Source organism: Streptomyces sp. PU-14G (genome assembly GCF_041028275.1).
GTDB lineage: Bacteria > Actinomycetota > Actinomycetes > Streptomycetales > Streptomycetaceae > Streptomyces.
On sequence record NZ_JASKYT010000009.1, the window covers coordinates 28,996 to 49,848 of the forward strand.

The 20,853-nt window shown below is 73.1% G+C and carries 18 protein-coding genes; 1 reads left to right on the plus strand and 17 read right to left on the minus strand.

Annotated elements, in window-relative coordinates:
- Positions 1-52: 52 nt before the first annotated feature.
- From AB8Z75_RS02415 to AB8Z75_RS02460, 10 genes are all read right to left on the minus strand, one after another.
- Positions 53-985: a 3-oxoacyl-ACP reductase gene (locus AB8Z75_RS02415; protein ID WP_369199657.1), complete on the minus strand. Its 933-nt coding sequence runs from the start codon at positions 983-985 to the stop codon at positions 53-55.
- 182 nt (positions 986-1,167) lie between these two features.
- On the minus strand, positions 1,168-1,980 hold the full coding sequence (locus AB8Z75_RS02420; protein ID WP_369199658.1) for a MaoC/PaaZ C-terminal domain-containing protein: 813 nt from the start codon (positions 1,978-1,980) through the stop codon (positions 1,168-1,170).
- Positions 1,977-3,158, minus strand: coding sequence for a lipid-transfer protein (locus AB8Z75_RS02425; protein WP_369199659.1), 1,182 nt, complete (start codon positions 3,156-3,158; stop codon positions 1,977-1,979). The genes AB8Z75_RS02420 and AB8Z75_RS02425 overlap by 4 nt, the downstream gene beginning before the upstream one ends.
- 16 nt (positions 3,159-3,174) lie before the next feature.
- Complete coding sequence (locus AB8Z75_RS02430) at positions 3,175-3,612, minus strand: MaoC family dehydratase (RefSeq protein WP_369199660.1); 438 nt, start codon at positions 3,610-3,612, stop codon at positions 3,175-3,177.
- Entirely contained in the window at positions 3,609-4,718 is a 1,110-nt protein-coding gene (locus AB8Z75_RS02435; protein ID WP_369199661.1) for an acyl-CoA dehydrogenase family protein, read from the minus strand. The genes AB8Z75_RS02430 and AB8Z75_RS02435 overlap by 4 nt, the downstream gene beginning before the upstream one ends.
- Positions 4,718-5,749 (minus strand): bifunctional MaoC family dehydratase N-terminal/OB-fold nucleic acid binding domain-containing protein, encoded by a 1,032-nt coding sequence (locus tag AB8Z75_RS02440; RefSeq protein ID WP_369199662.1) that lies wholly within the window; start codon positions 5,747-5,749, stop codon positions 4,718-4,720. Before AB8Z75_RS02440 ends, AB8Z75_RS02435 begins: the two co-directional genes overlap by 1 nt.
- Positions 5,746-6,912 carry an acyl-CoA dehydrogenase family protein gene (locus AB8Z75_RS02445; protein WP_369199663.1) on the minus strand — a complete coding sequence of 389 codons (1,167 nt, stop codon included), beginning with the start codon at positions 6,910-6,912 and terminating at the stop codon, positions 5,746-5,748. The genes AB8Z75_RS02440 and AB8Z75_RS02445 overlap by 4 nt, the downstream gene beginning before the upstream one ends.
- Positions 6,913-7,117: 205 nt before the next feature.
- Entirely contained in the window at positions 7,118-8,785 is a 1,668-nt protein-coding gene (locus AB8Z75_RS02450; RefSeq protein ID WP_369199664.1) for an AMP-binding protein, read from the minus strand.
- An 11-nt stretch (positions 8,786-8,796) separates the two neighbouring features.
- The gene (locus AB8Z75_RS02455; protein WP_369199665.1) at positions 8,797-10,032 is read right to left on the minus strand and encodes an NADH:flavin oxidoreductase; all 1,236 of its coding nucleotides are present in this window, start codon (positions 10,030-10,032) and stop codon (positions 8,797-8,799) included.
- 142 nt (positions 10,033-10,174) lie between these two features.
- Complete coding sequence (locus AB8Z75_RS02460; RefSeq protein ID WP_369199666.1) at positions 10,175-10,936, minus strand: SDR family NAD(P)-dependent oxidoreductase; 762 nt, start codon at positions 10,934-10,936, stop codon at positions 10,175-10,177.
- 249 nt (positions 10,937-11,185) lie between these two features.
- Here AB8Z75_RS02460 and AB8Z75_RS02465 point away from each other — a divergent pair, with 249 nt between their 5' ends.
- Positions 11,186-12,832 (plus strand): class I adenylate-forming enzyme family protein, encoded by a 1,647-nt coding sequence (locus AB8Z75_RS02465; RefSeq protein WP_369199667.1) that lies wholly within the window; start codon positions 11,186-11,188, stop codon positions 12,830-12,832.
- A gap of 90 nt (positions 12,833-12,922) precedes the next feature.
- Here AB8Z75_RS02465 and AB8Z75_RS02470 read toward each other — a convergent pair whose 3' ends face one another.
- The 7 genes from AB8Z75_RS02470 to AB8Z75_RS02500 form a co-directional block, all read right to left on the minus strand.
- A complete protein-coding gene (locus tag AB8Z75_RS02470; protein ID WP_369199668.1) occupies positions 12,923-13,540 on the minus strand; it encodes a PaaI family thioesterase in 618 nt (205 codons plus the stop codon).
- A gap of 47 nt (positions 13,541-13,587) precedes the next feature.
- On the minus strand, positions 13,588-14,460 hold the full coding sequence (locus AB8Z75_RS02475; protein ID WP_369199669.1) for a MaoC/PaaZ C-terminal domain-containing protein: 873 nt from the start codon (positions 14,458-14,460) through the stop codon (positions 13,588-13,590).
- A gap of 15 nt (positions 14,461-14,475) precedes the next feature.
- On the minus strand, positions 14,476-16,680 hold the full coding sequence (locus AB8Z75_RS02480; RefSeq protein WP_369199670.1) for an acyl-CoA dehydrogenase: 2,205 nt from the start codon (positions 16,678-16,680) through the stop codon (positions 14,476-14,478).
- Between the two features lie 5 nt (positions 16,681-16,685).
- Entirely contained in the window at positions 16,686-17,846 is a 1,161-nt protein-coding gene (locus tag AB8Z75_RS02485) for a steroid 3-ketoacyl-CoA thiolase (protein ID WP_369199671.1), read from the minus strand.
- Positions 17,847-18,024: 178 nt separating this feature from the next.
- Entirely contained in the window at positions 18,025-18,801 is a 777-nt protein-coding gene (locus AB8Z75_RS02490; protein ID WP_369199672.1) for an SDR family oxidoreductase, read from the minus strand.
- A gap of 54 nt (positions 18,802-18,855) precedes the next feature.
- A complete protein-coding gene (locus AB8Z75_RS02495; RefSeq protein WP_369199673.1) occupies positions 18,856-19,605 on the minus strand; it encodes an SDR family NAD(P)-dependent oxidoreductase in 750 nt (249 codons plus the stop codon).
- A gap of 230 nt (positions 19,606-19,835) precedes the next feature.
- The coding region (locus AB8Z75_RS02500; RefSeq protein WP_369199674.1) for an FAD-binding protein at positions 19,836-20,853 on the minus strand (1,018 nt) is incomplete at its 5' end.

The following is a 20,853-nucleotide window of genomic DNA, read 5'->3' on the forward strand; positions in this document are numbered from 1 at the left end:
CGTCCCGGGCGGCCCGTCCCGGTGAGCGGTACGACGGCGGGCTCGGCAAGGGTCATCGCGGTGTGGGCGGCTGCTGTGTGCCGGTGGTGTCGAGTTCGGAGACGCTGTAGGCGGCGAAGGTGCGGTACGGGTCGCGGCCGGCGAAGTACGGCGTCAGCTGGGAGTCGAGCTCCTCCGGCGTGAAGGCACCGTCGGCCGCGGTGAACTTGCGTTCCACGGTGGGCGGGGCCAGCAGTGCCACCATGTCGCCGTAGACGACGAACACCTGCCCGTTGACGCTGTCCGAGGCGGGTGAGGCCAGGTAGCTGACGAACGTGGCGACGCGCTCGGGGGCCATGATGTCCAGTCCGCCGGCGGTCTCCCCCGCACCGAACGCGTCCGCCGTCATCGAGGTGCGGGCGCGCGGGCAGAGGGCGTTGGCGCGCACGCCGTAGCGGGCGAGGCCCTGGGCCGTCGCCAGGGTGAGTGCCGTGATGCCGGCCTTGGCCGCGGAGTAGTTCGGCTGGCCGGGCGCGCCGAAGAGGAAGGCTTCGGAGGAGGTGTTGACGACACGTCCGTAGACGGGCCCGCCCGCGGCCTTGCTTGCGGCCCGCCAGTGGGCCGCCGCCGCACGGGAGAGGGCCGCGTGGCCTTTGAGGTGGACGCGGATGACGTCGTCCCAGTCGGACTCGGTGAGGTTGAAGACCATCTTGTCGCGCAGCACGCCGGCGTTGTTGACGACGATGTCGAGGCTGCCGAAGCTCTCCACGGCCGTCCTCACGAGACGGTCTCCCATGGCCCAGTCGCCGACGTCCCCGGTCACGGCGACCGCGTCGGAGCCCAGGTCCTTGATCTCCCGCACGACCTCCTCCGCGCCGGTACCGACGTCGTTGACCACGACCCTGGCGCCGTGCGCCGCCAGTGCGAGCGCCTCGCTCCTGCCCAGGCCCGCGCCCGCGCCGGTGACGACGGCGGTGCGGTCCGCCAGGTTGATCTTCGAGCTCATCTGTCCTCTTTCCCGTCGTGCGTGGTGGGCACAGCGAGCGCGAAACTAGTATGAATTCTGGTTCTGCCGTGCGGGTGTCCCGCTCAGTGGTGGACCGCGCGGGTGTCATCGCTCAGTGGTGGGCCGCGCGGTGTCCCGCCCAGTGGCGAACGGCGGCGCCCTCCCTCGCGCAGGCGCGCTGTCTACCCGGGCCCGAACCGCGCACGACCGCCCGAGATCACCGTCCGCTCGGGCCCCGACGCCTCGAACCGCACGGCCGTGTCACCGTCGCTCCAGCAGTGCGCCACCAGACGGTCGCCCGGAAAGGCGGGAGCGGCGAAACGCCCCTCCAGCTCCAGCAGATCGGCCGGATGCGCTCCCAGCGCCCCGGCCACCGGCAACGTGAGCGCCGCCAGTGTGCACAGCCCGTGCAGGAACGGCCTGGAGACACCTGCCGCCCTGGCCGCCTCGGGGTCGACGTGCATGGGGTGGCGGTCCCCCAGCAGCCGGTAGAGCGCGGCCTGTCCGGGGTGGGTCGCCACGGTCAGCCGGCGGTCGGCGGGCTGACCGGGCTCACCGGGCCGCGGCGGCGCGGCGGGTCCCCGCGCGCCGCCGAAACCCCCGCGCCCGGGAGCGAACAGCGACCACGTCGCCACGAAGCAGTCGCTGACCACCTCGATCTCGAAGACGGCGGCCGAACCCTTGTCCCACACCTCGGTGACGCGCGCGCTCATCGCCACCTCCCCAGCGCGCGCCAGCGGCGCCCGCACTGCCAGCCGCTGCGCGCCGTGGACGGCCGTCGTCACGTCGAAGGCGCCCAGCGAGCCGAGCGCGTCGGGAGCCCACTGCGCGAGTGTCAGCGCGAACGTCGGCAGCACCCGCAGCCGTTCCTCGTACACCAGGTCGAGGTCGCCCGCGTGGGCGCCGACCGCGAGCGCGTACAGCATCGCGTCGCGTTCGGTGTAGGAGACGGTGCGGGCCCCCAGGTCGTACCCGCGCCACGGGGACGCGGTCACCGGTCGGCTCCCAGGACGAGGCCGCTGGTCGGCACCCCGGTGCCCGCGGTCACCAGGACGTGGGCGACTTTCTCCGGCTGGTTCACCGAGGTGCCGCGCACCAGCCTGACGCCTTCCGCGATGCCGTTCATCCCGTGCAGATAGGCCTCACCGAGCTGCCCGCCGTGCGTGTTCACCGGCAGCCGGCCGCCGACCTCCAGATGGCCGTCCGCGATGAAGTCCTTGGCCTCGCCTCTCGGGCAGAAGCCGAGTTCCTCCAGCTGCGGCAGGACCAGCGGCGTGAAGTGGTCGTAGAGGATCGCGGCGTCGACGTCGGCGGGACCGAGGCCGCTTTGCGCGTACAGCTGCCGCCCCACCAGGCCCATCTCCGGGATGCCGCTGATGCTCGGCCGGTAGTAACTGGTCATCATGTGCTGGTCGGCGCCGAATCCCTGGGCGGCGCCGTGGATCAGGGCGGGCGGATGGGGCAGGTCGCGGGCGCGTTCGGCCGAGACGACCACCAGCGCCTGGCCGCCGTCGGTCTCCTGGCAGCAGTCCAGCAGGCGCAGCGGTTCGGCGATCCAGCGTGAGGCGCGGTGGTCCTCCGGGGTGATGGGGCGCTGGTGGAACCAGGCCGCCGGGTTGGTGGCGGCGTGCTTGCGGTCCAGCACCGCGACCCTGCCGAAGTCGTCGCCGCAGGCGCCGTACTCGTGCATGTAGCGGCGGGCGAACAGCGCGACCCACTGGGCGGGGGTGTTGAGGCCGAACGGGGTCATCCAGGCGTAGGCGGCGCGGTCGGCGCTGGTGTCCATCGGCCGGTCGGCCTGCCCGAGCCCGTAGCGTTCGCCGGAGCGCTCGTTGAAGGCGCGGTAGCAGACGACGACCTCGGCCGCACCGGTGGCGACGGCCATCGCGGCCTGCTGCACGGTGCCGCAGCCGGCGCCGCCGCCGTAGCCGACGCGGGAGAAGAACGTCACCTCGCCCATGCCCGTGTTGCGGGCGACGTGGATCTCGGAGTTGGTCTCCGCGGTGAAGGTGACGAGGCCGTCGACGTCGGCGGGCCGCAGCCCGGCGTCGGCGAGGGCCGCCAGTACGGCCTCGCAGGCGAGTTGGAGCTCGCTGCGCCCCGAGTGCTTGGAGAACTCGGTGGCCCCGATCCCCGCGATGGCCGCGGCCCCGCGAAGCGTGCCTGCCCTCATGACGCGACTGCTCCCTTCATGACGCGACTGCTCCCTTCGGCAAGCGGACGGCGACGGTTCCGGTGACGTGGGCACCGAGGCTGTTGGTGCCGCGCACGGCGATCTCGACCCGGCGGCGTCCGTCGGACTTGGCCGTCACCGCTCCGGTCAGCAGCATCGTGTCGCCGGGGTGGTTGGGGGCACCCAGACGGATCCGGATGGCTTCGACGACGGCGGCAGGGCCCGCCCACTCGGTGACGTACCGGTCGACGAGTCCGTTGCTGGTGAGGATGTTCATGAAGATGTCCCGGGAGCCGCGCGCCCGTGCGAGGTCGGGATCGTGGTGGACGTCCTGGTAGTCCCGGCTCGCGAGGGCGGTGGCCACGATGAGCGTACGGGTCACCGGGATCGACAGGCCGGGGAGCGCTTCACCGACGCGCACCTCGTCGTAGGTCCTGGTACGCGGCACCGTCACGAGGCCGCTCCCCGGTGTGCCAGTTCCTCACCGAGCCGGTAGAGGCCGGCGCCCGCGCCACCCAGCGTCGTCGCCAGCTGTCTGCCCCACAGGAAATGGCGGTGCACCGGGTAGTCGGTGTCCACCCCGATGCCGCCGTGCACGTGCTGGACGCGGTGGACGACGTTCGCTCCCCCCTCGTCGGCCCACCACTTGGCGACCAGCGCCGCCCGCGTCACCTCTTCGCCGTCCTCCAGGGCGGTCACGGCCTGCCAGAGCGTCATCCGCATCGCCTCGATGTCGATGTAGCAGTCGGCCAACTGGTGCCGGACGGCCTGGAAGGTGGCCAGCGGGCGTCCGAACTGCTCGCGCTGAGTAAGGTGGCCGGCCGCGTGCCGCAGCGCGCCTTGGGCCACACCGAGTTGTACGGCGGCCACGGCGACACGCGCGTGGTCGAGGACCCATGGCACCACGCCGGTCCCCGGCTCGCCCACCGCTTCGGCGGCGACGCCGTCGAGCCCGAGGTGGGCGCTGAGGTCGTGGCTGGTGGTCTCGGCCCCCTCCCAGGCGAGGCCCGCCGCGTTTGCCGCCACCAGGAAGAGGCCGGGGCCCGCGCCGGTGGCGGCCGTGACCAGCACGTGGCCCGCCCCGTACGGCGAGGGCACGGCGGCCTTGGTGCCGCTGATCCGCCAACCGTGCTGGTCCGCGACGGCCGTGGTCAGCGGCGCGCGGGGCTCCGCCGGACCGAACTCCTCCAGGGCCAGAGCGATCCGGGCGCTACCGTCTCCGGCCGCCGGGAGCAGCGCCGCGCGCTGTTGCGCGGAGCCGTGCGCGGACACCGCCAGCGCGGCGACGAGGGCGGACCACAACGGGACGGGCGCCACGCACCGGCCCTGCTCCTCCAGCAGGAGGCAGAGCCCGGCGGGCCCCAGGCTCGCGCCTCCCGCCTCCTCGGGCAGTACGGCGCCGAGCAGACCGGCCGCCGCCAGGTCGTCCCAGAGCCGCTCGTCGACGCGGGCCCGGGACGTCTCGACCGTGCGCAGCCGCTCCGCGGTGGCGCGGTCGGTGAAGATCTCCCGCGCCAGATCCCGTACTGCTTCGAACTCTTCTCCCCAGGAGAAATCCATCAGCTTTCCTCCGTAGCGGCGGGCCGGAACACCGGCAGCGACAGGTCGGGATCGGCGTCGAGCCAGTCGAGGACGAGGGGCATGCCGATCCGCACGTCCTCGGGCGCGACGCCCTCCAGGTTGGTGATCACCCTGGTGCCCTCGGCGAGCTCGACGACCGCCACGACCAGCGGATAGGTGAAAGCCGGGTGCCGGGGGTGGTGGTTCACCACGTAGCTGTAGAGGTGGCCGCGTCCGCCGGACTCGACGGTCTCCCACCGCAGCGAGGCGCACTCCGGGCAGCAGGGTCCCGGCGGGTGCCGGAGCGTGCCGCAGGAGGCGCAGCGCTGGATCACCAGCCGGTGTTCCCTCGCCGCTTCGAACCAGAAGGCGTTGTCCCGGTTGACGGCCGGGCGGGGGCGCCGCGCCGGGCGCTCGGCGGAGGGCTCCCCCGTCTCCTGCGCCGGGCGTGGCCCGCCGGCGTTTCCCGGGCGGAACCGCAGCGTGCGCCAGCGTTGTGTGGCGACGACCTCACCGGCTTGGTCGCGGTAGGTCCTCAGGGTGGTGACGAAGCGTCCCGCGCCGAGTGCGGTGTTCTTCTCCGGGGAGATCGACTCCACGGTCTCCTGGACGGCGATGTGGTCACCGGGCACCAGCTCGCGCCGGAACTCCAGCTCGGAATCGGTCGCCACCACCGAGGTGTAACCGCCCTCGTCCAGCAGCGCGACCAGCTCCGAGAACCCGCCGCGCCCGGTGTCCCGGGCGGCCGGTGAGGCCGTGGCCGCGTAGCCGCGCATCGTCCACGCCTGCACCATCGAGGCCGGCGCGACCACGCCGGACCGGCCCGTGGCGCGGGCCGCCCGCTCGTCGGTGTAGACCGGGTTGCGGTCGCCCATCGCCTCGGCCCAGTGGCGGATCATCGGCTGGTTGACCGGGTCCTGGCCCGGGCTGGGTCCGGTCAGCTCACGCCCGGCGAAGGCACGCAGACGTTCCTCGAAGGCCTCACTCGCCAGGGCGTCGGCCGCGTCCTTGGCGCCGCTCGTCTCGTTCACCGGTCACGCCCCGCTCGGGGCAGGCCCAGGCCCTGGGTGGCCACCATGTCGCGGAGGACTTCGTTGACGCCGCCGCCGAAGGTGTTGACGATGCCCTGCCGGGAGAGCTGCTCGACCTGGCCTGCCAGCGCCGCCCCGGGCGACCCGGGCCGGATTCTGCCTGCGGCGCCCAGGATCTGGCTCAGGCTCCGCTGTACGGCGATGTGTGTCTCGGTGCCGTACGTCTTGGCCGCGCCGGCGTCGGCGCCGCTCAGTGAGCCGTGGGCGACGGCGTCGGTCATCTTCCAGTTCATCAGCCGCATGGCTTCGAGCCGCGCGTGGGAGTGGGCGAACTCCCGTCGCACCCACGGCAGCTCGGCGGCCCCGTTGCTCTCGGCCCAGGCCCGTACCTGTTCCCACAGCTGGATCATGCGACCGCCCAGCGCCGCGAGGCCGACGCGCTCGTGGTTGAGCTGCGCCGTCATGAGCCGCCAGCCGCCGTCGACCTCACCCACCACGTCCGAGGCCGGGACCCGGACGCCGCTGTAGTAGGTGGCGGTGACGACCATGCCGCCGACGGTCTTGAGGGGACTCCAGGAGAAGCCCGGTGCCGCGGTGGGAACGGTGAGTACGGAGATACCCCGGTGCTTGGGCGCGTGCGGATCCGTCCGGGCCGCCAGCCAGATGTGGTCGGCCGTGTTGGCGCCGCTGGTGAAGATCTTGCTGCCGTCGATGACGAACGCGTCGCCGTCCCGCACCGCGCGGGTGGTCAGGGAGGCCAGGTCCGTGCCCGCGGCGGGCTCGGTGTAGCCGATCGCGAAGACGATGTCGCCGGAGAGGATGCCGGGCAGGAAGCGCTTCTTCTGCTCCTGCGACCCGTACTCCATGAGGGTCGGCCCGACGGTGTTCACGGTGACGAAGGGGAAGGGCAGGCCCGCCCGCTGCACCTCGTCGAAGAAGACGTACTGGTCCTCGACAGGGCGGCCCTGGCCGCCGTACTTGCGTGGCCAGCCGATGCCGAGCCAGCCGTCGGCGCCGAGCCGTCCCACGATCTCGCGGAAGCGTGGGCCGCCCACGCCCTCCTCGCCGGCCCGGCGGCGCTCGTCCTCGGGCAGCAGGCCCGCGAAGTAGGAGCGCAGCTCGCGGCGCAGCTCACCTTGCGCGGCGGTCTCGCGCAGTCGCATGTGGTTCTCCCGTTCTCCACGTGTCGTCGCCACCGGGCGCGGCCGGCTCATCGTCGGGTGCCGGCGGTCCGGCCTGGTCGCGGGACGCGGTACGGCTTGTCGCCGGGTCGCCGGGCGCCGTCCGGCCTGGTTGCCGGGCACCGGGCGCGGTCCGGCCTGGTCGCCGGGTGCCGTCGGGCCGTCGGGCCGCCGGACCCGGGTGGGGTCAGGTCAGGAAGCGTCCGCGCCCGTGGGCGAGGAACTCCTCCCGCAGCGCCGCCTTGTCGTCCTCGCTCATCGGGGCGTAGTCGGGCCGGCCGCGCCCCACCCAGCGGTGGACCGGTTCCTCGGTGCGCCAGCCCGCGAGCTGCATCTCCTTCTTGCGCAGCTTGCCCGAGCCGGTGGCCGGCAGTGCGTGGGAGACCCGGACGAAGCGGGGCACGCCCTTGGGGCCCAGATCCTCCTGAGCGGCCAGGAAGTCCGGCAGGCCCAGGTCCTCGAAGCGTGTCCCCGCGGGGAGCTCGACGGCGGCCATGACCTGGTCTCCTGAACGGGGGTCGGGAACGCCGAAGACGGCGGCGGCGACGACGAGGGGGTGTCTGCGCAGGACGCGTTCGGTCAGCAGCGCGGAGGTGTTCTCCCCGTCGACGCGGATCCAGTCGCCCGAGCGGCCGGCGAAGTAGAAGTAGCCGGACGCGTCGACGTATCCGAGGTCGCCGGTCCAGTACCAGCCGTGGCGTACGCGCTCGGCATTCGCCGCCTCGTTGTTGTAGTAGCCCTCGAAGCGGGCGGCGCCCTCGGTGTCGACGATCTCCCCGATGGCCGCTTCCGGATTCGTCACCCTTCCGTGCTCGTCCAGTTCGGCGGGCGGACAGGTCTCGCGCGTGGTGGGGTGGACGATCCGCACGCTCGGGCGCGCCGGCACACCGAGCGTGCCCGCAGGCCCGCCGGACACCCGTTTGAGCAGGCCGCCGCCCTCGCTGGAGCCGTAGCCCTCGATGAGCCGGCAGCCGAAACGGCGCAGGAAGGCCGCCCTGTCCTCGGGTGAGGCCTCCGTGCCGAAGGCGTGCGTCAACGGGTTGTCGCCGTCCGTCTCCTCCTCGGGCTGCGCGAGGACGTAGGCGATCGCCTTCCCCACGTAGGTGAAGAAGGTGGCGCCGAAGAACCGCACGTCGGCGAGGAAATGGGACGCAGAGAACTTCGGCGGGAGGGCGAGGGTGGCGCCTGCGGCGAGTGCGGGCGCCCACAGGGCCATCAGCGCGTTGCCGTGGAACAGCGGCATCGGGCAGTAACACACGTCGTCACGGCCGACGTGGTACTTGGCCGCGTTGCTGTGGCCGAGCGCGGCCAGCCTGCCGTGCGAGCAGATCGCCGCCTTGGAGGCACCGGTCGTACCCGAGGTGAACAGCAGCAGCATCCGCGTGTCGGGGGTGACGGCCGGATCGCGGGCGGGTGCGCCCCCGGGTGCCTGCGCGTGCGCGGCCAGCCGGGCGGCGTACTCCGGCTCGTCCACGACCAGGAACCGGTCCGGTGCCACGCCGATGTCCAGCCCGTCGAGGAGTGCGAGCCCGGCCAGGTCGGTGACGAGGAGCTGGCAGTCGGTGTGCCGCACCTCCTGCTCCAGGTACGCGCCGCGCCGGGTCGGGTTGATGCCGACGACGGTCGCCCCGCTGAGGGCCGCGCCACCGAGCCAGAAGACGTACTCGGGCACGTTCTCCAGCAGCACCCCGATGTGGAAGGGCCCTTCGGTGCGCAGCGACCTGGCCAGCGCGGCGCGCGCCGCGCTCTGGGCGACCACCTCGTCCCAGGTGAAGTTCCGCTCGCGGGTCAGCAGCCCCGGATGCCGGTCGCCGGCGCGGGCGAGGAGGAGGTCGGCGATGGTCTCGTGTGGCACTGTCGGCCCCCTCACCCGGTGATCGGGGTCGTGCCGCCCGCGGCCCGGCCGCCGGAGTCGTCCACCAGGACGCAGCGGATACCGCCGTGGAAGGTGACCATGCACTTGTTGCAGTGGATGCACAGTGACGGTGTCGCGGCGTCTTCCCGGATGCGGTTGACCAGATCGGGTTCGCGCAGCAGCGCGCGTCCCATGGCCACGAACTGGAAGCCCTCGCGCATCGCCAGGTCCATGGTCCGCCGGTTCGTGACGCCGCCGAGCAGGATCAGCGGCATCTCGACCGCGGCGCGCACCTGCCGGGCCTGCTCCAGCAGGTAGGCGTCCTCGTACGGGTAGCTGTGCAGTACCCGGCTGCCGACGAGTTTGACGCCCGTCTTGACGGGCTGGGGCATGACCTGGGCGAACTCGCGCAGCGGCGCGTCTCCCCGGAACAGGTACATGGGGTTGAGCAGGGAGCTGCCGACGGTCAGCTCCAGCGCGTCCAGCGAGCCGTCGCTCTCCAGCCGTCGGGCGACGGGGATCGCCTCGTCCAGCCAGAATCCGCCTGGCACGCCGTCGTCCATGTTCAGCTTGGCGATGACGGCGATCCGCTTGCCGACGGCGGCGCGCACCGCGCGGGCGATCTCGCGCGGGAAGCGGGCGCGGTTGTCCAGGCTGCCCCCGTACTCGTCCTTGCGGTGGTTGATACGGGGGCTCAGGAACGAGCTGGCCAGGTAGTTGTGGCCCAGGTGGATCTCCACGGCGTCGAACCCGGCCTCGACGGCCATGGTGGCGGCCTCCGCGTGGTTGCGCACGATGCGTTGCAGGTCGGCGCGGGTGGCCTCCCGCGCGAAGCTCAGCGTCGTCTTGTGGAAGTGCCGGCTGGGCGAGAGGGCCGGGGCACCGTTGGACTTCGGGTTGGCCACGGGACCGGCGTGGCCGATCTGCGCGGAGACGGCCGCGCCTTCGGCATGCACGGCCTCGGTCAGCTTGCGCAGTCCGGGAAGGGCAGCGGGCCGCCACAGGATCTGGTGCGCTCCGGTCCTTCCCTCGACAGCCACCGCGCAGTAGGCGACGGTGGTCATGCCGACCCCGCCGGCCGCGTGCCGCACGTGGAAGTCGATCAGCTCCTGGGTGACCAGTCCTTCGTGGCTCAGGCCCTCGTACGTGGCCGCCTTGATCGTGCGGTTGCGCAGCGAGACGGGGCCGAGCTTCGCGGGAGCCAGCACGTCCGGATTCCCGGGCGCCTGGTGCGCTGTCTGGTTCAAGGGAAACCTCCGTTTGCACACCGGTCCAGGTGGCGATCGGGACGTTAGGCACCCGCGCCGCCGAGGGCCGGTGCGGTCCCGCTGACCGGGAGCGGCCGAACGGCCGTTTCCCGGCCGTTTCCCGCGGGCCGCCCGTCGGCCGTCAGTCGAAGTTGGCCTGCCCGCCGTCCAGCGGCACCGTCGCTCCGGTGAGGTAACGGGCGTCGGGGCCGCAGAGCATCACGACGGCGCGTCCGATGTCCTCCTCGCAGTCACCGACGCGGCGCAGCGGTATGGAGGCACGGAACTCCTCCGCCTCCTGGGGGTTGGCGGCCTCCCACCTGAGGTAGCCGGGCGAGGTGGCGTGCGGCGCGATCGCGTTGACGCGGATGCCGTCGGGGCCCCACTCGCCTGCCGCCGTGCGGGTCAGGGAGCGGATCGCGGTCTTGGCCGCCGCGTACGCGCCGTAGGTGCGCAGGTCCCAGCGGACCATGGCCGAGCTGACCAGGTTGACGACGACGCCACCGCCGCGCCGCCTCATGTGGGGGTGGCAGGCCTTCATGAACGCGAAGGCGGCGAACGGTCCGCTGTCGAAACCGCGCCGGAAGTCGGCGCCGCTCATCGCCAGCAGGGGCCCGTAGGCCCCGCTGTAGGCGTTGTTGACGAGGATGTCGACGCCGCCGAAGCGGCCGGCGACCTCCTCCACCACGCCCGGTACGCGCTCGGTGTCCGCCACGTCGCAGGCCAGGGCCTCCGCCCTGCCCCCGCGCTCCGCTACCAGCCCGCACGTCGCCGCCAGCTTCTCGGGGGTACGCCCGAGGACGGCGACCGACGCTCCCTCGCCGGCGAGCGCGAGAGCGATGCCCTGCCCGACACCCGATCCCGCACCGGTGACGATCGCGACCTTGCCCTTCAGCTGTCCCATCGCGTTCCCTCTTCCGTCGTCCGTGGGCACTGTCCTTGGCCAGGGGAGGCGCCCGGGATGGCGGCCGAACGCCTCGCCCCCGTCAAGTCTTCGGCGGGTCCGCGCCCGGCCTGTGGCCGAGTCCCACTCAGCGGTGGGGAGCGGGGCACCGGCCATCCCGGGTCCCGGTCACCGGGAACCGGCTGGTTCCCGCGGACGCGGCGAGAAAAATGACGCGCACACCACCCACCCCCGGCGAGAGGGAGGCCTATGAACGCGGCAACGGAGCAGCAGAAATCGGCCGCGGACATCCTGCGGCGGCTGACCGGGCCCGGGGGCGCGTTCGAACTGGTCGAGGAGGACGTGCTCGGCTCCAGCATGCGGGTGTTCGCTCACCGGGGCAGGTCGCTGGCCCAGGTGGTGGCCGACTCGGTGCGGCACGGTGACCGCGACTACCTCGTCACCGAGGAGACGCGCGTCTCCTTCACCGAACACGCCCGCCGGGTCGCGTCCCTGGCGCAGGCCTTCCACGACGAGTACGGGGTACGCCCGGGGGACCGGGTCGCGATCCTGGCCGCGAACGCGCCGGGCTGGATCACGGCGTTCTGGGCGACGGTCTCGCTCGGGGCGATAGCGGTCGGCTACAACTCGTGGTGGTCGGCTCGCGAGGTCGCCTACGCGATCGGCCACACGCGGCCGACGATCGTCGTGGCGGACGATCGTCGGGCCCCGCTGGTGGACGACTCCCGCGTACGCCTGCTGACTCTCGCGGACGACGTCGAACGGCTGTCGCACGCGTACCCGGACGCGCCCCTGCCCGCCCCTCGGATCGACGAGGACGACCCTGCCGTCGTCATCTACACCAGCGGCACCTCGGGCCGCCCCAAGGGCGCCGTGCACACGCACCGCAACCTGCTCGCCGTGATCGACTTCCACCGCCTCAACGAAGCCGTGGCCGCCGGGCTCGGCGATCCGGGGAGCCCGGCGGTCCGGCGCCACCTGCTGGCACTGCCGCTCTTCCACATCGCGACGCTGCACAATCTGGCCGTTCCCCAACTCGCCATCGGCGGCACCGTCGTCATGCACCAGGGGAGGTTCGAGGTGGACCGGGTGCTGCGCCTCATCGAGCGCGAGCGGGTCACCAACTGGGGGGCCGTGCCGACCATGGCGCACCGCCTGATCGAGCACGGCAACCTGGAACGCTACGACCTGTCGTCGCTGTCGGCGTTCGCTCTCGCCTCCGCACCGTCCTCCCCCGCTTTCCACGAACGGCTGCGCCGGGCCCTCCCCGTCGCGCGCCGGTCGCTCGCCAACAGCTACGGGCTCACCGAGTCCGCCACCGGCGCGACCCTGGCCACCGCGGCCGACCTCGCCGAGTCGCCCGGGACGCTGGGCCGTCCCAACATCACGGTGCGACTGGAGATCCGCGACCCGGACGGGCGTCCGCTGCCCGAAGGCGAGGAAGGGGAGATCTGCCTGCGCAGTCCGTTCAACATGCTCGGCTACTGGGAGGACCCCGAGGCCACCGCGCAGGCGATCCGCGCGGACCGCTGGCTGCACACCGGCGACATCGGCGTGCTGGAAGGGGGCCGGATGCGGCTCACCAGCCGCCGCTCCGACCTGATCGTGCGCGGTGGGGAGAACGTCTACCCCGCGGAGATCGAGGGGGTGCTGGCCGAGTACGACGGGGTGCGCGAATGCGTGGCGCTGGGCGTGGCGCATCCGGACCTCGGCCAGGAGGTGGGTGCCGTGGTCGTGGCCGACGGGAGCGCCGGCGTGACGACCGACGGCCTCGTCGCGTTCGCCCGGGAGCGGCTCGCCTACTACAAGGTGCCGGCCCGCTGGCGGATCACCGAGGAGAGCCTGCCGCGCAACGCCACGGGGAAGGTCGCCCGGCACCTCATCCCGCCGTTGTGACGGCTTCCGCCGCCATCCCGCGCCGGCCGGTTCGGCAGCGCCCCGCCCGGGGGTTCCGGGCGGGGCGCTGCCGTCGTGGAACCGTTCCGTTCAGCGTGGGCGCGGCACCTGTGTGGCGATGAACAGGCCCTCGGTCGTCACGCACTCCCGGCCGCCTGCCGCAATGGCACCGACGGTGCGGATCTTCCTGCCGTCCACGGTCAGCTGCCGCCCCGAGACGGTCAGCGGCTCGAACAGCGGGGCGGGCCGGTGGTAGCGCACGGTGAGCTCCGCGGTCATCCCGACCAGTCCCGCCCAGTGGTTGGCGACTCCGAGTGTGTGGTCGAGCAGCAGCGCGGAGACGCCGCCGTGCACGCATCCTGGCGGCCCCTGGTAGGGCAGGCCGAGAGTGAGGGTTCCCGCCACGGAGCCGTCGTCGTTGCCGGTCAGGTGCAGCGGCGGTGCGAGCGCGTTCTCGGGCCCGGTCACCGGGTCGTGCCGGGTGATGCCGTCACCGCGCCACATGTCGACCATGCGTTCCTCGCGCGCCGGTGCGTGGTCCTGCAGGCCGTCGGCGACCGCGTGCAGTTGCTTGGCCACGCCCGCCATGTCGGCGTCCGTCAGGTCGCCTGCCCGAAGCAGCGCGTCGACGACCCGGCGGGCGGCGGCGACCGCCGCGTCGACCCCGTCCTCGTGGGGCTCGGAGACCAGTTGAGTGGGGCGTGTCATGCCGGGGGTGCTCCTCGTGCCGGTGGGCTCTTCGTGTCGTGCGGGGCTCACGCGCGCACCACCGCGGTGGCGTGCGTGAGCACGGGCGCCTCGTCGCGTTCGGGGCAGGTGGAGCGCAGCAGCAGCCTGTCCGCGTCCCGCCACACCGCCGTGCGGATCGTCTCTCCGGGGAACAGGACGCCGGCGAACCGGACGGACAGCGACGCCAGCCGCGTCACGTCCCCGCCGAGCACGCCGTCGACCAGCGCTTTGCAGGCCAGCCCGTACGAGGCGAGGCCGTGCAGGATCGGCCGGTCGAAGCCGGCCGCGCGGGCGACCTCCGGGTCGGCGTGCAGCGGGTTGAGGTCGCCGTTGAGCCGGTAGAGGAGCGCTTGCTGCGGCACGGTCGGCGTGTCCACCACGAGGTCGGCCCCGCGGTCGGGGACCGACCAGGTCTCCTCGGGCCCCGGCTCCCCCGAGAAGCCGCCCTCTCCTCGTGCCCAGATGCGCATGGTTTCCGTCCACAGCGGTACGCCCCGCGGGTCGGAGGCGGTCGACTCCCGCACGAGGAGCGCGGCCTTGCCCTTGTCCCACACCTCGACGACGCGGGAGCTGACCGTGGCCGAACCGGCTGCCGGGAGCGGCCGGTGCACCGCGAGTCCCTGTCCCGCGTGGAGGATCGCGCGAAGGTCGAGGTCCGCTCCCGGCATGTCCAAGGACGCGGCCGGCAGTTCACCGGACGACACCCCGGTGCCGGCGACCATCGCGAAGGTGGGCAGCACCGCGAGCCCGCGCTCGTAGGTCAGGTGCGGCTGCGGGCCGGCTGTCGGGTCCGCGCCGGCGCCGAGGCTGAGGTGGTAGAGGAGGACGTCACGGGTGGTCCAGCTGATCTCGCGTACGGAGGGAGGCGCGTTCAGCGCCTTGTCCCGGTCGATGGGCATGGTCGGCCTTTCTTCTCACGCACGTGCGGGGGCGGGCTCGGGATCGCGCTCCAACCCGAGCAGGCGCTCCGCGATGATGTTCAGCTGCACCTCGGTGGTACCGCCCGCGATCGACATGCAGCGGGAGTTGAGGAACATCCAGGTGGCGTCCTGACGGGGGCCCTCGCCGGTCAGCGCGGCGCTGCCCGTCCAGTCCATGGCGGTCTCCCACACCTGTTGCAGGTGCTCGACGCCGAGGAGCTTGGCGATGCTGGCCTCGGCGCCCGGCTGCGCCCCGGCGACCGAGCGCAGCGTCGTGCGCAGGCCCAGCAGGCTGCCGGCCTGGGCGTCGCACAGGATGCCGCCGAGCGTCGTGAGGCGTTCGTCGTCCATCTCGTGCGGTCGGTCGGCGGCCCGCTCCAGCAGGGCTTCGCCGCCCGAGCCGAGGGAGGAGTCGTGGGAGAGGGCGACGCGTTCGTTGGCCAGCGTGGTGCGCGCGAGCTTCCAGCCGTCGCCCGGTTCGGCGACGAGCATCGCGTCGGGGACGAACACGTCGTCGAGGAAGACCTCGTTGAACTCGGCCTCGCCGGTGATCTGCCGCAGCGGACGGATGTCGATGCCGGGTGAGGCCATGTCGAGCAGGAAGTACGACAGGCCCCTGTGTTTGGGGGCTTCGGCGTCGGTGCGGGCGAGCAGGATGCCCCAGTGGGCGTCGCGGGCCATGGAGGTCCACACCTTCTGGCCTGTGATCCGCCAGCCGCCGTCGGTCTTCACCGCACGGGTGCTCAGCCCCGCCAGGTCGGAGCCGGCGCCCGGCTCGCTGAACAGCTGGCACCAGGTGAGGTCGCCGCGCAGGGTGGGGCGCAGGAACTTCTCCCGCTGTGCGGCGTCACCGTGTGCGACGAGGGTGGGCACCACCCAGCCGCCGATGATCATGTCGACGGCGGTCAGTCCGGCTGCCCGCATCTCCTCGCCGATGACCAGTTGGGTGACGGCGTCGGCCCCCTTGCCCCACGGCGCCGGCAGGTGCGGCGCGGTGTAGCCGTGGTCGGCGAGGTAAGTGAGACGTTCCCTGCCCTCCAGCGCACGGGCCGCGCCCAGTTCGGCGCGGACGCCGGCACGGACGGTCTCCGCCTCGGGCGGCAGTTCGACGCCGAGGCGGCGGCGGACGCCGTCCAGAGTGAGCCGGGTAACGCGGCGGCGCCACCGCGCGGTGGGACCGAGGGCGAGGCGCAGGGTCTGGGCCCTGCGCAGGTACAGGTGCGCGTCGTGCTCCCAGGTGAAGCCGATGCCTCCGAGGACCTGGATGCAGTCCTTGGTGGTGGCGAAGGCCGCGGCCACGCTGGTGGCGCCGGCGACCGCGGCGGCGAGCGAGGCCTCGCGGGGGTCATCGACGGCGCCCGGGTCACCCGAGCGTGCGGCGTCCCACGCGCAGGCCCGCGCCTGCTCGGCGTCGGCGAGCATCCGGGCGCAGCGGTGTTTGACGCCCTGGAACTGGCCGATGGGCCGCCCGAACTGTTCCCTCACGCGGGCGTGTTCGGCCGCGGTGGTCACGGCACGGTCGGCGATGCCGGAGGCCTCGGCGGCGAAGAGGACCGCGGCCAGGTCGAGCGGCAACGCGGGGTCGAGGGAGAGGACGTCTTCGGCCGGTACCGCCGCGTTCCGCGCGTGGATCCGGGACGAGCGGCGGGTCAGGTCGTGGCTGCGGTGGTCCGTGGTCTCCACCCGGTCCCGCGGCAGCAGCACCCACGCGGTGGTGTCGCCGTCCTGGGCCGCCAGGACGAACACGTCGGCAACATGGCCGCCGATGACCAGGTCAGAATCGCCCGAGACGGACGCCTGCCCGTCCGGCGAGCGGGTCAGCGTCAGGGTGCCGGGCCGCAGTCCCACGGCGCCCGTGGTGGTGCCGTCGGCCAGCCCCGGCAGGTGGGCGGTGTGGCCGGCGCGGTGCAGCACCGCCGAGGCGAGTGCGGTGGGCAGGAAGGGGCCCGGGGCCACGGCACGGCCGAGTTCCTCGACGGCGACGGCGAGTTCGGTGAGGCCGTAACCCGAGCCACCGGCGTCCTCGGGCAGGTGCAGGCCGAGCAGGCCCTGGCCGGCGAGGCCCTGCCAGTAGGGGGGAAGCGTCTCGTGTGCGGCGTCCACGGCCTTGCGGACGACGTCCTGAGTGACGTGCCGGGTGGTGAAAGCGCGGACGGAGTCGCGCAGGTCGCGGTGTTCTTCGGTCAGTCCGATGGTCATGGGTCTCAGATCCGTTCGATGATCGTCGCCGTCGAGTGCGCTCCGCCGGCGCACATGGTGACCAGCGCGGTCGACTTGTCGCCGCGCTCCATCTCGTGGAGCGCCTGGGTGAGCAGCCGGGCGCCGGTCGAGCCCACCGCGTGGCCGAGGGCGATCGCGCCGCCGTTGATGTTCACCTTGTCCATGTCGGCCCCGTGGACCATGGCCCAGGACAGCACCACGGAGGCGAACGCCTCGTTGATCTCGACGAGGTCGATGTCGTCCAGCGTCATCGCGGCCTTGCGCAGGACGTGTGCGGTCGCCTCGACCGGGCCGTCGAGGTGGTAGTAGGGATCGGCGCCGACCATGCCGGAGGCGACGATGCGGGCGCGGGGCCGCAGCCCCAGCCGGGCGGCTCCCTGACGGCTCGTCAGGAGTACCGCGGCCGCTCCGTCGCTGATCTGCGAGGAGTTGCCCGCGGTGTGGATGCCGTCGGGGACCACGGGCTTCAGCGCGGCGAGTGCGTCGGCGGTGGTCTCGCGCAACCCCTGGTCGCGGGAGACGACGGCCGTCTCGCCCGTGGGGCCCTCGGTGCCCGCCACGGGGGCCTGGACGTCGACGATCTGGCCGTCGAAGCGTTTCTCCTGCCAGGCGCGGGCGGCCCTGTACTGGGAGGCCAGCCCGAGGGCGTCGGCGTCGGCGCGGGTGATGCCGCGCTTTCGGGCGATCCGTTCGGCGGCGGTGAACTGGTCGGGCATGTCCAGCGACCAGCTGTCCGGCACGGGGACGCCGGTGTCGGGCGTCTGCGCCTGTCCGAGGAAGACCCGGCTCATCGACTCGACGCCGCAGCCGACCCCCACCTCGATCGCGCCCGACGCGATGAGTCCGGCGACCAGGTGGACCGCCTGCTGCGAGGAGCCGCAGGCGCAGTCGATCGTGGTGCAGGCGGTGGTGTGGGGAAGACCGGTGTGCAGCCAGGCGGTGCGGGTGACGTTGTTGGACTGTTCACCGGCCTGGGTGACGCAGCCTCCGACGACCTGCTCGACCTCCTGCGGGGCCACGCCGGCGCGCTCCAGCAGCTTCTGCTGTGTCAGGCCCAGCAGTTCGGCCGGATGCAGTCCCGACAGGACACCGCGGCGCCGGCCGACCGGGGTGCGCGCGGCTTCGACTATGACGGCCTCGGCCATGGTTCTCCGTAACGTGTGAGGCGGCCCGCGGGGGCCGGGTGAGTGCGTTCCCCCAAGAACTAGAATTCGTTCTCCTTTTCGGCAACGCCAGTCCCACTGAGTGGCCGCCGGCACCTGCCGGGGACGCCCCGCACCCTCCCGGGCGCGGCGCCGGCGCCGCGCCCGGGAGGCCCGCGCCTCAGAATCTCTCCCGGCCCCGGAGGGCCGCCTCCGCGCCTCCGTCCACGTACATCACCTGGCCGGTCATGTGGGTGTTCTCCACGCCGACCAGCCACCGCAGGGCGTGCGCGATCACCTCGGGCTCGGCGTATCCGCCCAGCGGCATCGGGACCGCCTTGTCGACGTTCTCGCGCTGCTCCTCGGTCATCGCGTGGGCCGCGTGCATCGGAGTGAGCACCACCCCGGGTGCGACCGCGTTCAGCGGAATCCCCGCCGCCGCCCAGTCGCCGGTGAGGCAGACACCGCGCATCCAGCGGGCCAGTGCGGCCTTGGACGAGGGATAGATCTTGTTGCCCTCGCCTCGTGCGGCAGCCGCGTCCGCCGCCCCGAGCGCCGCCGTCTCCCTTCCCGAGAGGCAGGCGTCGACCACCTCCGGCACGGTCGCCCGCGTCCCCGCGATGGAACCGACGAAGGCCGCCCGCGGGGTTGTGGAGGTGGCCAGTGCGGGACGCAGGCCCGCCAGGAGCTCGGTGACGCCGAAGAAGTTCACCGCGACGGTGGCCGGACGCGCGGCCGAGATGCCCGCGCAGGCCACCACCGCGTCCAGCGCTCCCCCGGTGCGTGCCAGCACCCCGTCGACGGCCTCGGAGCGCCCGGCGGCGGTGCCGAGGTCGGCACAGACCTCGGCGTCCTTGAGGTCGATCCCCACGACGTCGTCACCGTGGGCCCGCAACAGCCCCGCGAGTGACTTGCCGATGCCTGATGCCGCCCCGCTGACGGCGATACGACGTGTCATGCGTGTGGTCTCCTCAAGTGTGGTCGGCCGGTCCCGCCCGTGCCGCGGGCCAGGTCAGGTGTGCGAGCCCCCGTCGGCCCGGATCTCGGCGCCGGTGAGATAGCTGCCGTCCCCGGAGGCCGCGAAGGCGATGACCCCGGCGATCTGCTCCGGGTCCGCCGCACCGAACAGGGACCTGATCCGCTGGTAGTAGCCGGTGTCCAGCGCTGCGGGCAGCACGTCGCCCCCGGCCGTCAGTGGTGTGGCGACCGTGCCGGGCGAGACGGGCACGACCCGGATGCCCCGGGGCGCCACCTCGGACGCCAGACACAGGGAGAACGCCAGCACCGCGCCCTTGGAGGCGGAGTAGGCGCTCATGTACGGGTTTCCGTGGGTGGCCGCGGACGAGGCCACGTTGACGATGACGCCCCGCTCGTCGGGCAGATGGCGCAGCGCCTCGCGGCAGAAGAGCGCGGTTCCCACCGCGTTGACGGAGAACAGCCGCTGCATGTCGGCCACCGTCAGCGTGTCGACGGGGGTCGTCTTGTGCAGGCCCGCGACATTGATCAGGACGTCGATACCGCCGAGTTGGCGGGCGGCTGCCGCGACGGCTTCCACCACCGCACTCTCTTCGCTCACATCGGCGACGTGCGTCACGACCCGGCCGGGACCCGTCGCCGCCGCCGCGGTCCCGGCGAGGCCGCTCGGGGACAGGTCGACCCCGAAGACGGCGGCGCCCTCCTCCACCAGACGCAGCGCGGTGGCACGGCCGATGCCGGACCCGGCACCGGTGAGCAGGACGCCGACACCCGCGAAACGGTTCATCACGGTCCTTCGGTAGGAGGCCTGGGGCAGGGCGGCCGACGCTATGCGCCGCCGAAGCCCGGGGCGGGCCGCGTCCCACTCATCGGAAGCCCCCACTCGGGCTGCTCCCCCGTGCTCGGGTTGCTCCCCCGCGCTCGGGCTGCTCCCCCGCGCTCGGGCTGCTGCTCTCCCGCGCCCGGCCGCGCGCCGCACCGCGCCCTCCGCGTCCTCCGCGTCCTCCGCGCCTCTGGTCAGCCCGGCGCGCTGCCCGCCGCCGCCTTGCCCGCCTTCCGCCCGAAGAAGGTGCCGTCGCCCAGCGACGTGCCGCTGACGTAGCCCTCCCCGTGGATGCCGGAACTCGCCCGGCCCGCCGCGTACAGCCCAGGAACCGGCGATCCGGCCACGTCCAGCACCGCGCCCTCGACGGTGGTGCGCAGCCCTCCCAGGGTGAAGCCGGCGGCTCCGGGACCGGCCCCCGCGCTGTCCCGGTCCCCGGTGGTGAAGCCGCGCCGGGGATCGAGCGCCGCGAAGGGCGGCTTGAGGGGGCGCAGCCACGCGGGGTCCTTGTGGAAGTACGGGTCCGCTCCCTGCTCGGCGTACGTGTTGTACGTGCCGACGGACGACTCCAGGGCGCCCGCGGGCATGCCGAGGTCGTCCTCCAGCGCCGCCAGGTCCTCTTCGACGAACCGCGGGACCACGCCCCAGCGTTCCGCCTCGGGAACGGCCTCGTAGCCCTCCTCGTCGACGATCACCCAGTAAGGGCCGGGCTGCGTCCGGTGTGCGGCGATGCTGAACAGTCCTGGATAGACGTCCTCGTTGACGAAGCGCTGCCCGTGCGCGTTGACCAGCATGCCGCGCGCGGCCATGGCGGGCAGCGCGGTCATCGCGATCTCGGTGACCGCCATCCGCCGGGTGGCAGCGCCGATCGCGGAGGCCATCCGGATGCCGCTGCCGTCGTCCAGGCCGTCGCTGACCCTGCCCAGTCCGAGGAGGGAGGGCGCGTGGTCGGCCAGCATCTCCTCGTTGTCGGCGAAGCCCCCGGTAGTCAGCACGACGGCCCTGCGGGCGCGGAAGGCCAGCTCCTCGCCGTGCTGCCTGGCAATCACCCCTGCCACCCGCCCGGCGCCGTCCACGACCAGCGCGGTGGCCGCTGTGTCGGCGCGGGTGACGGCGCCCGCCTCGCCGACCGCCGCGGTGAGCTTGTCCATGAGCAGCCAGCCGCCGTAGGAGCCGGTGGCGGGGCGGTGGCCGCGCGGGGCGGGGCGGGCG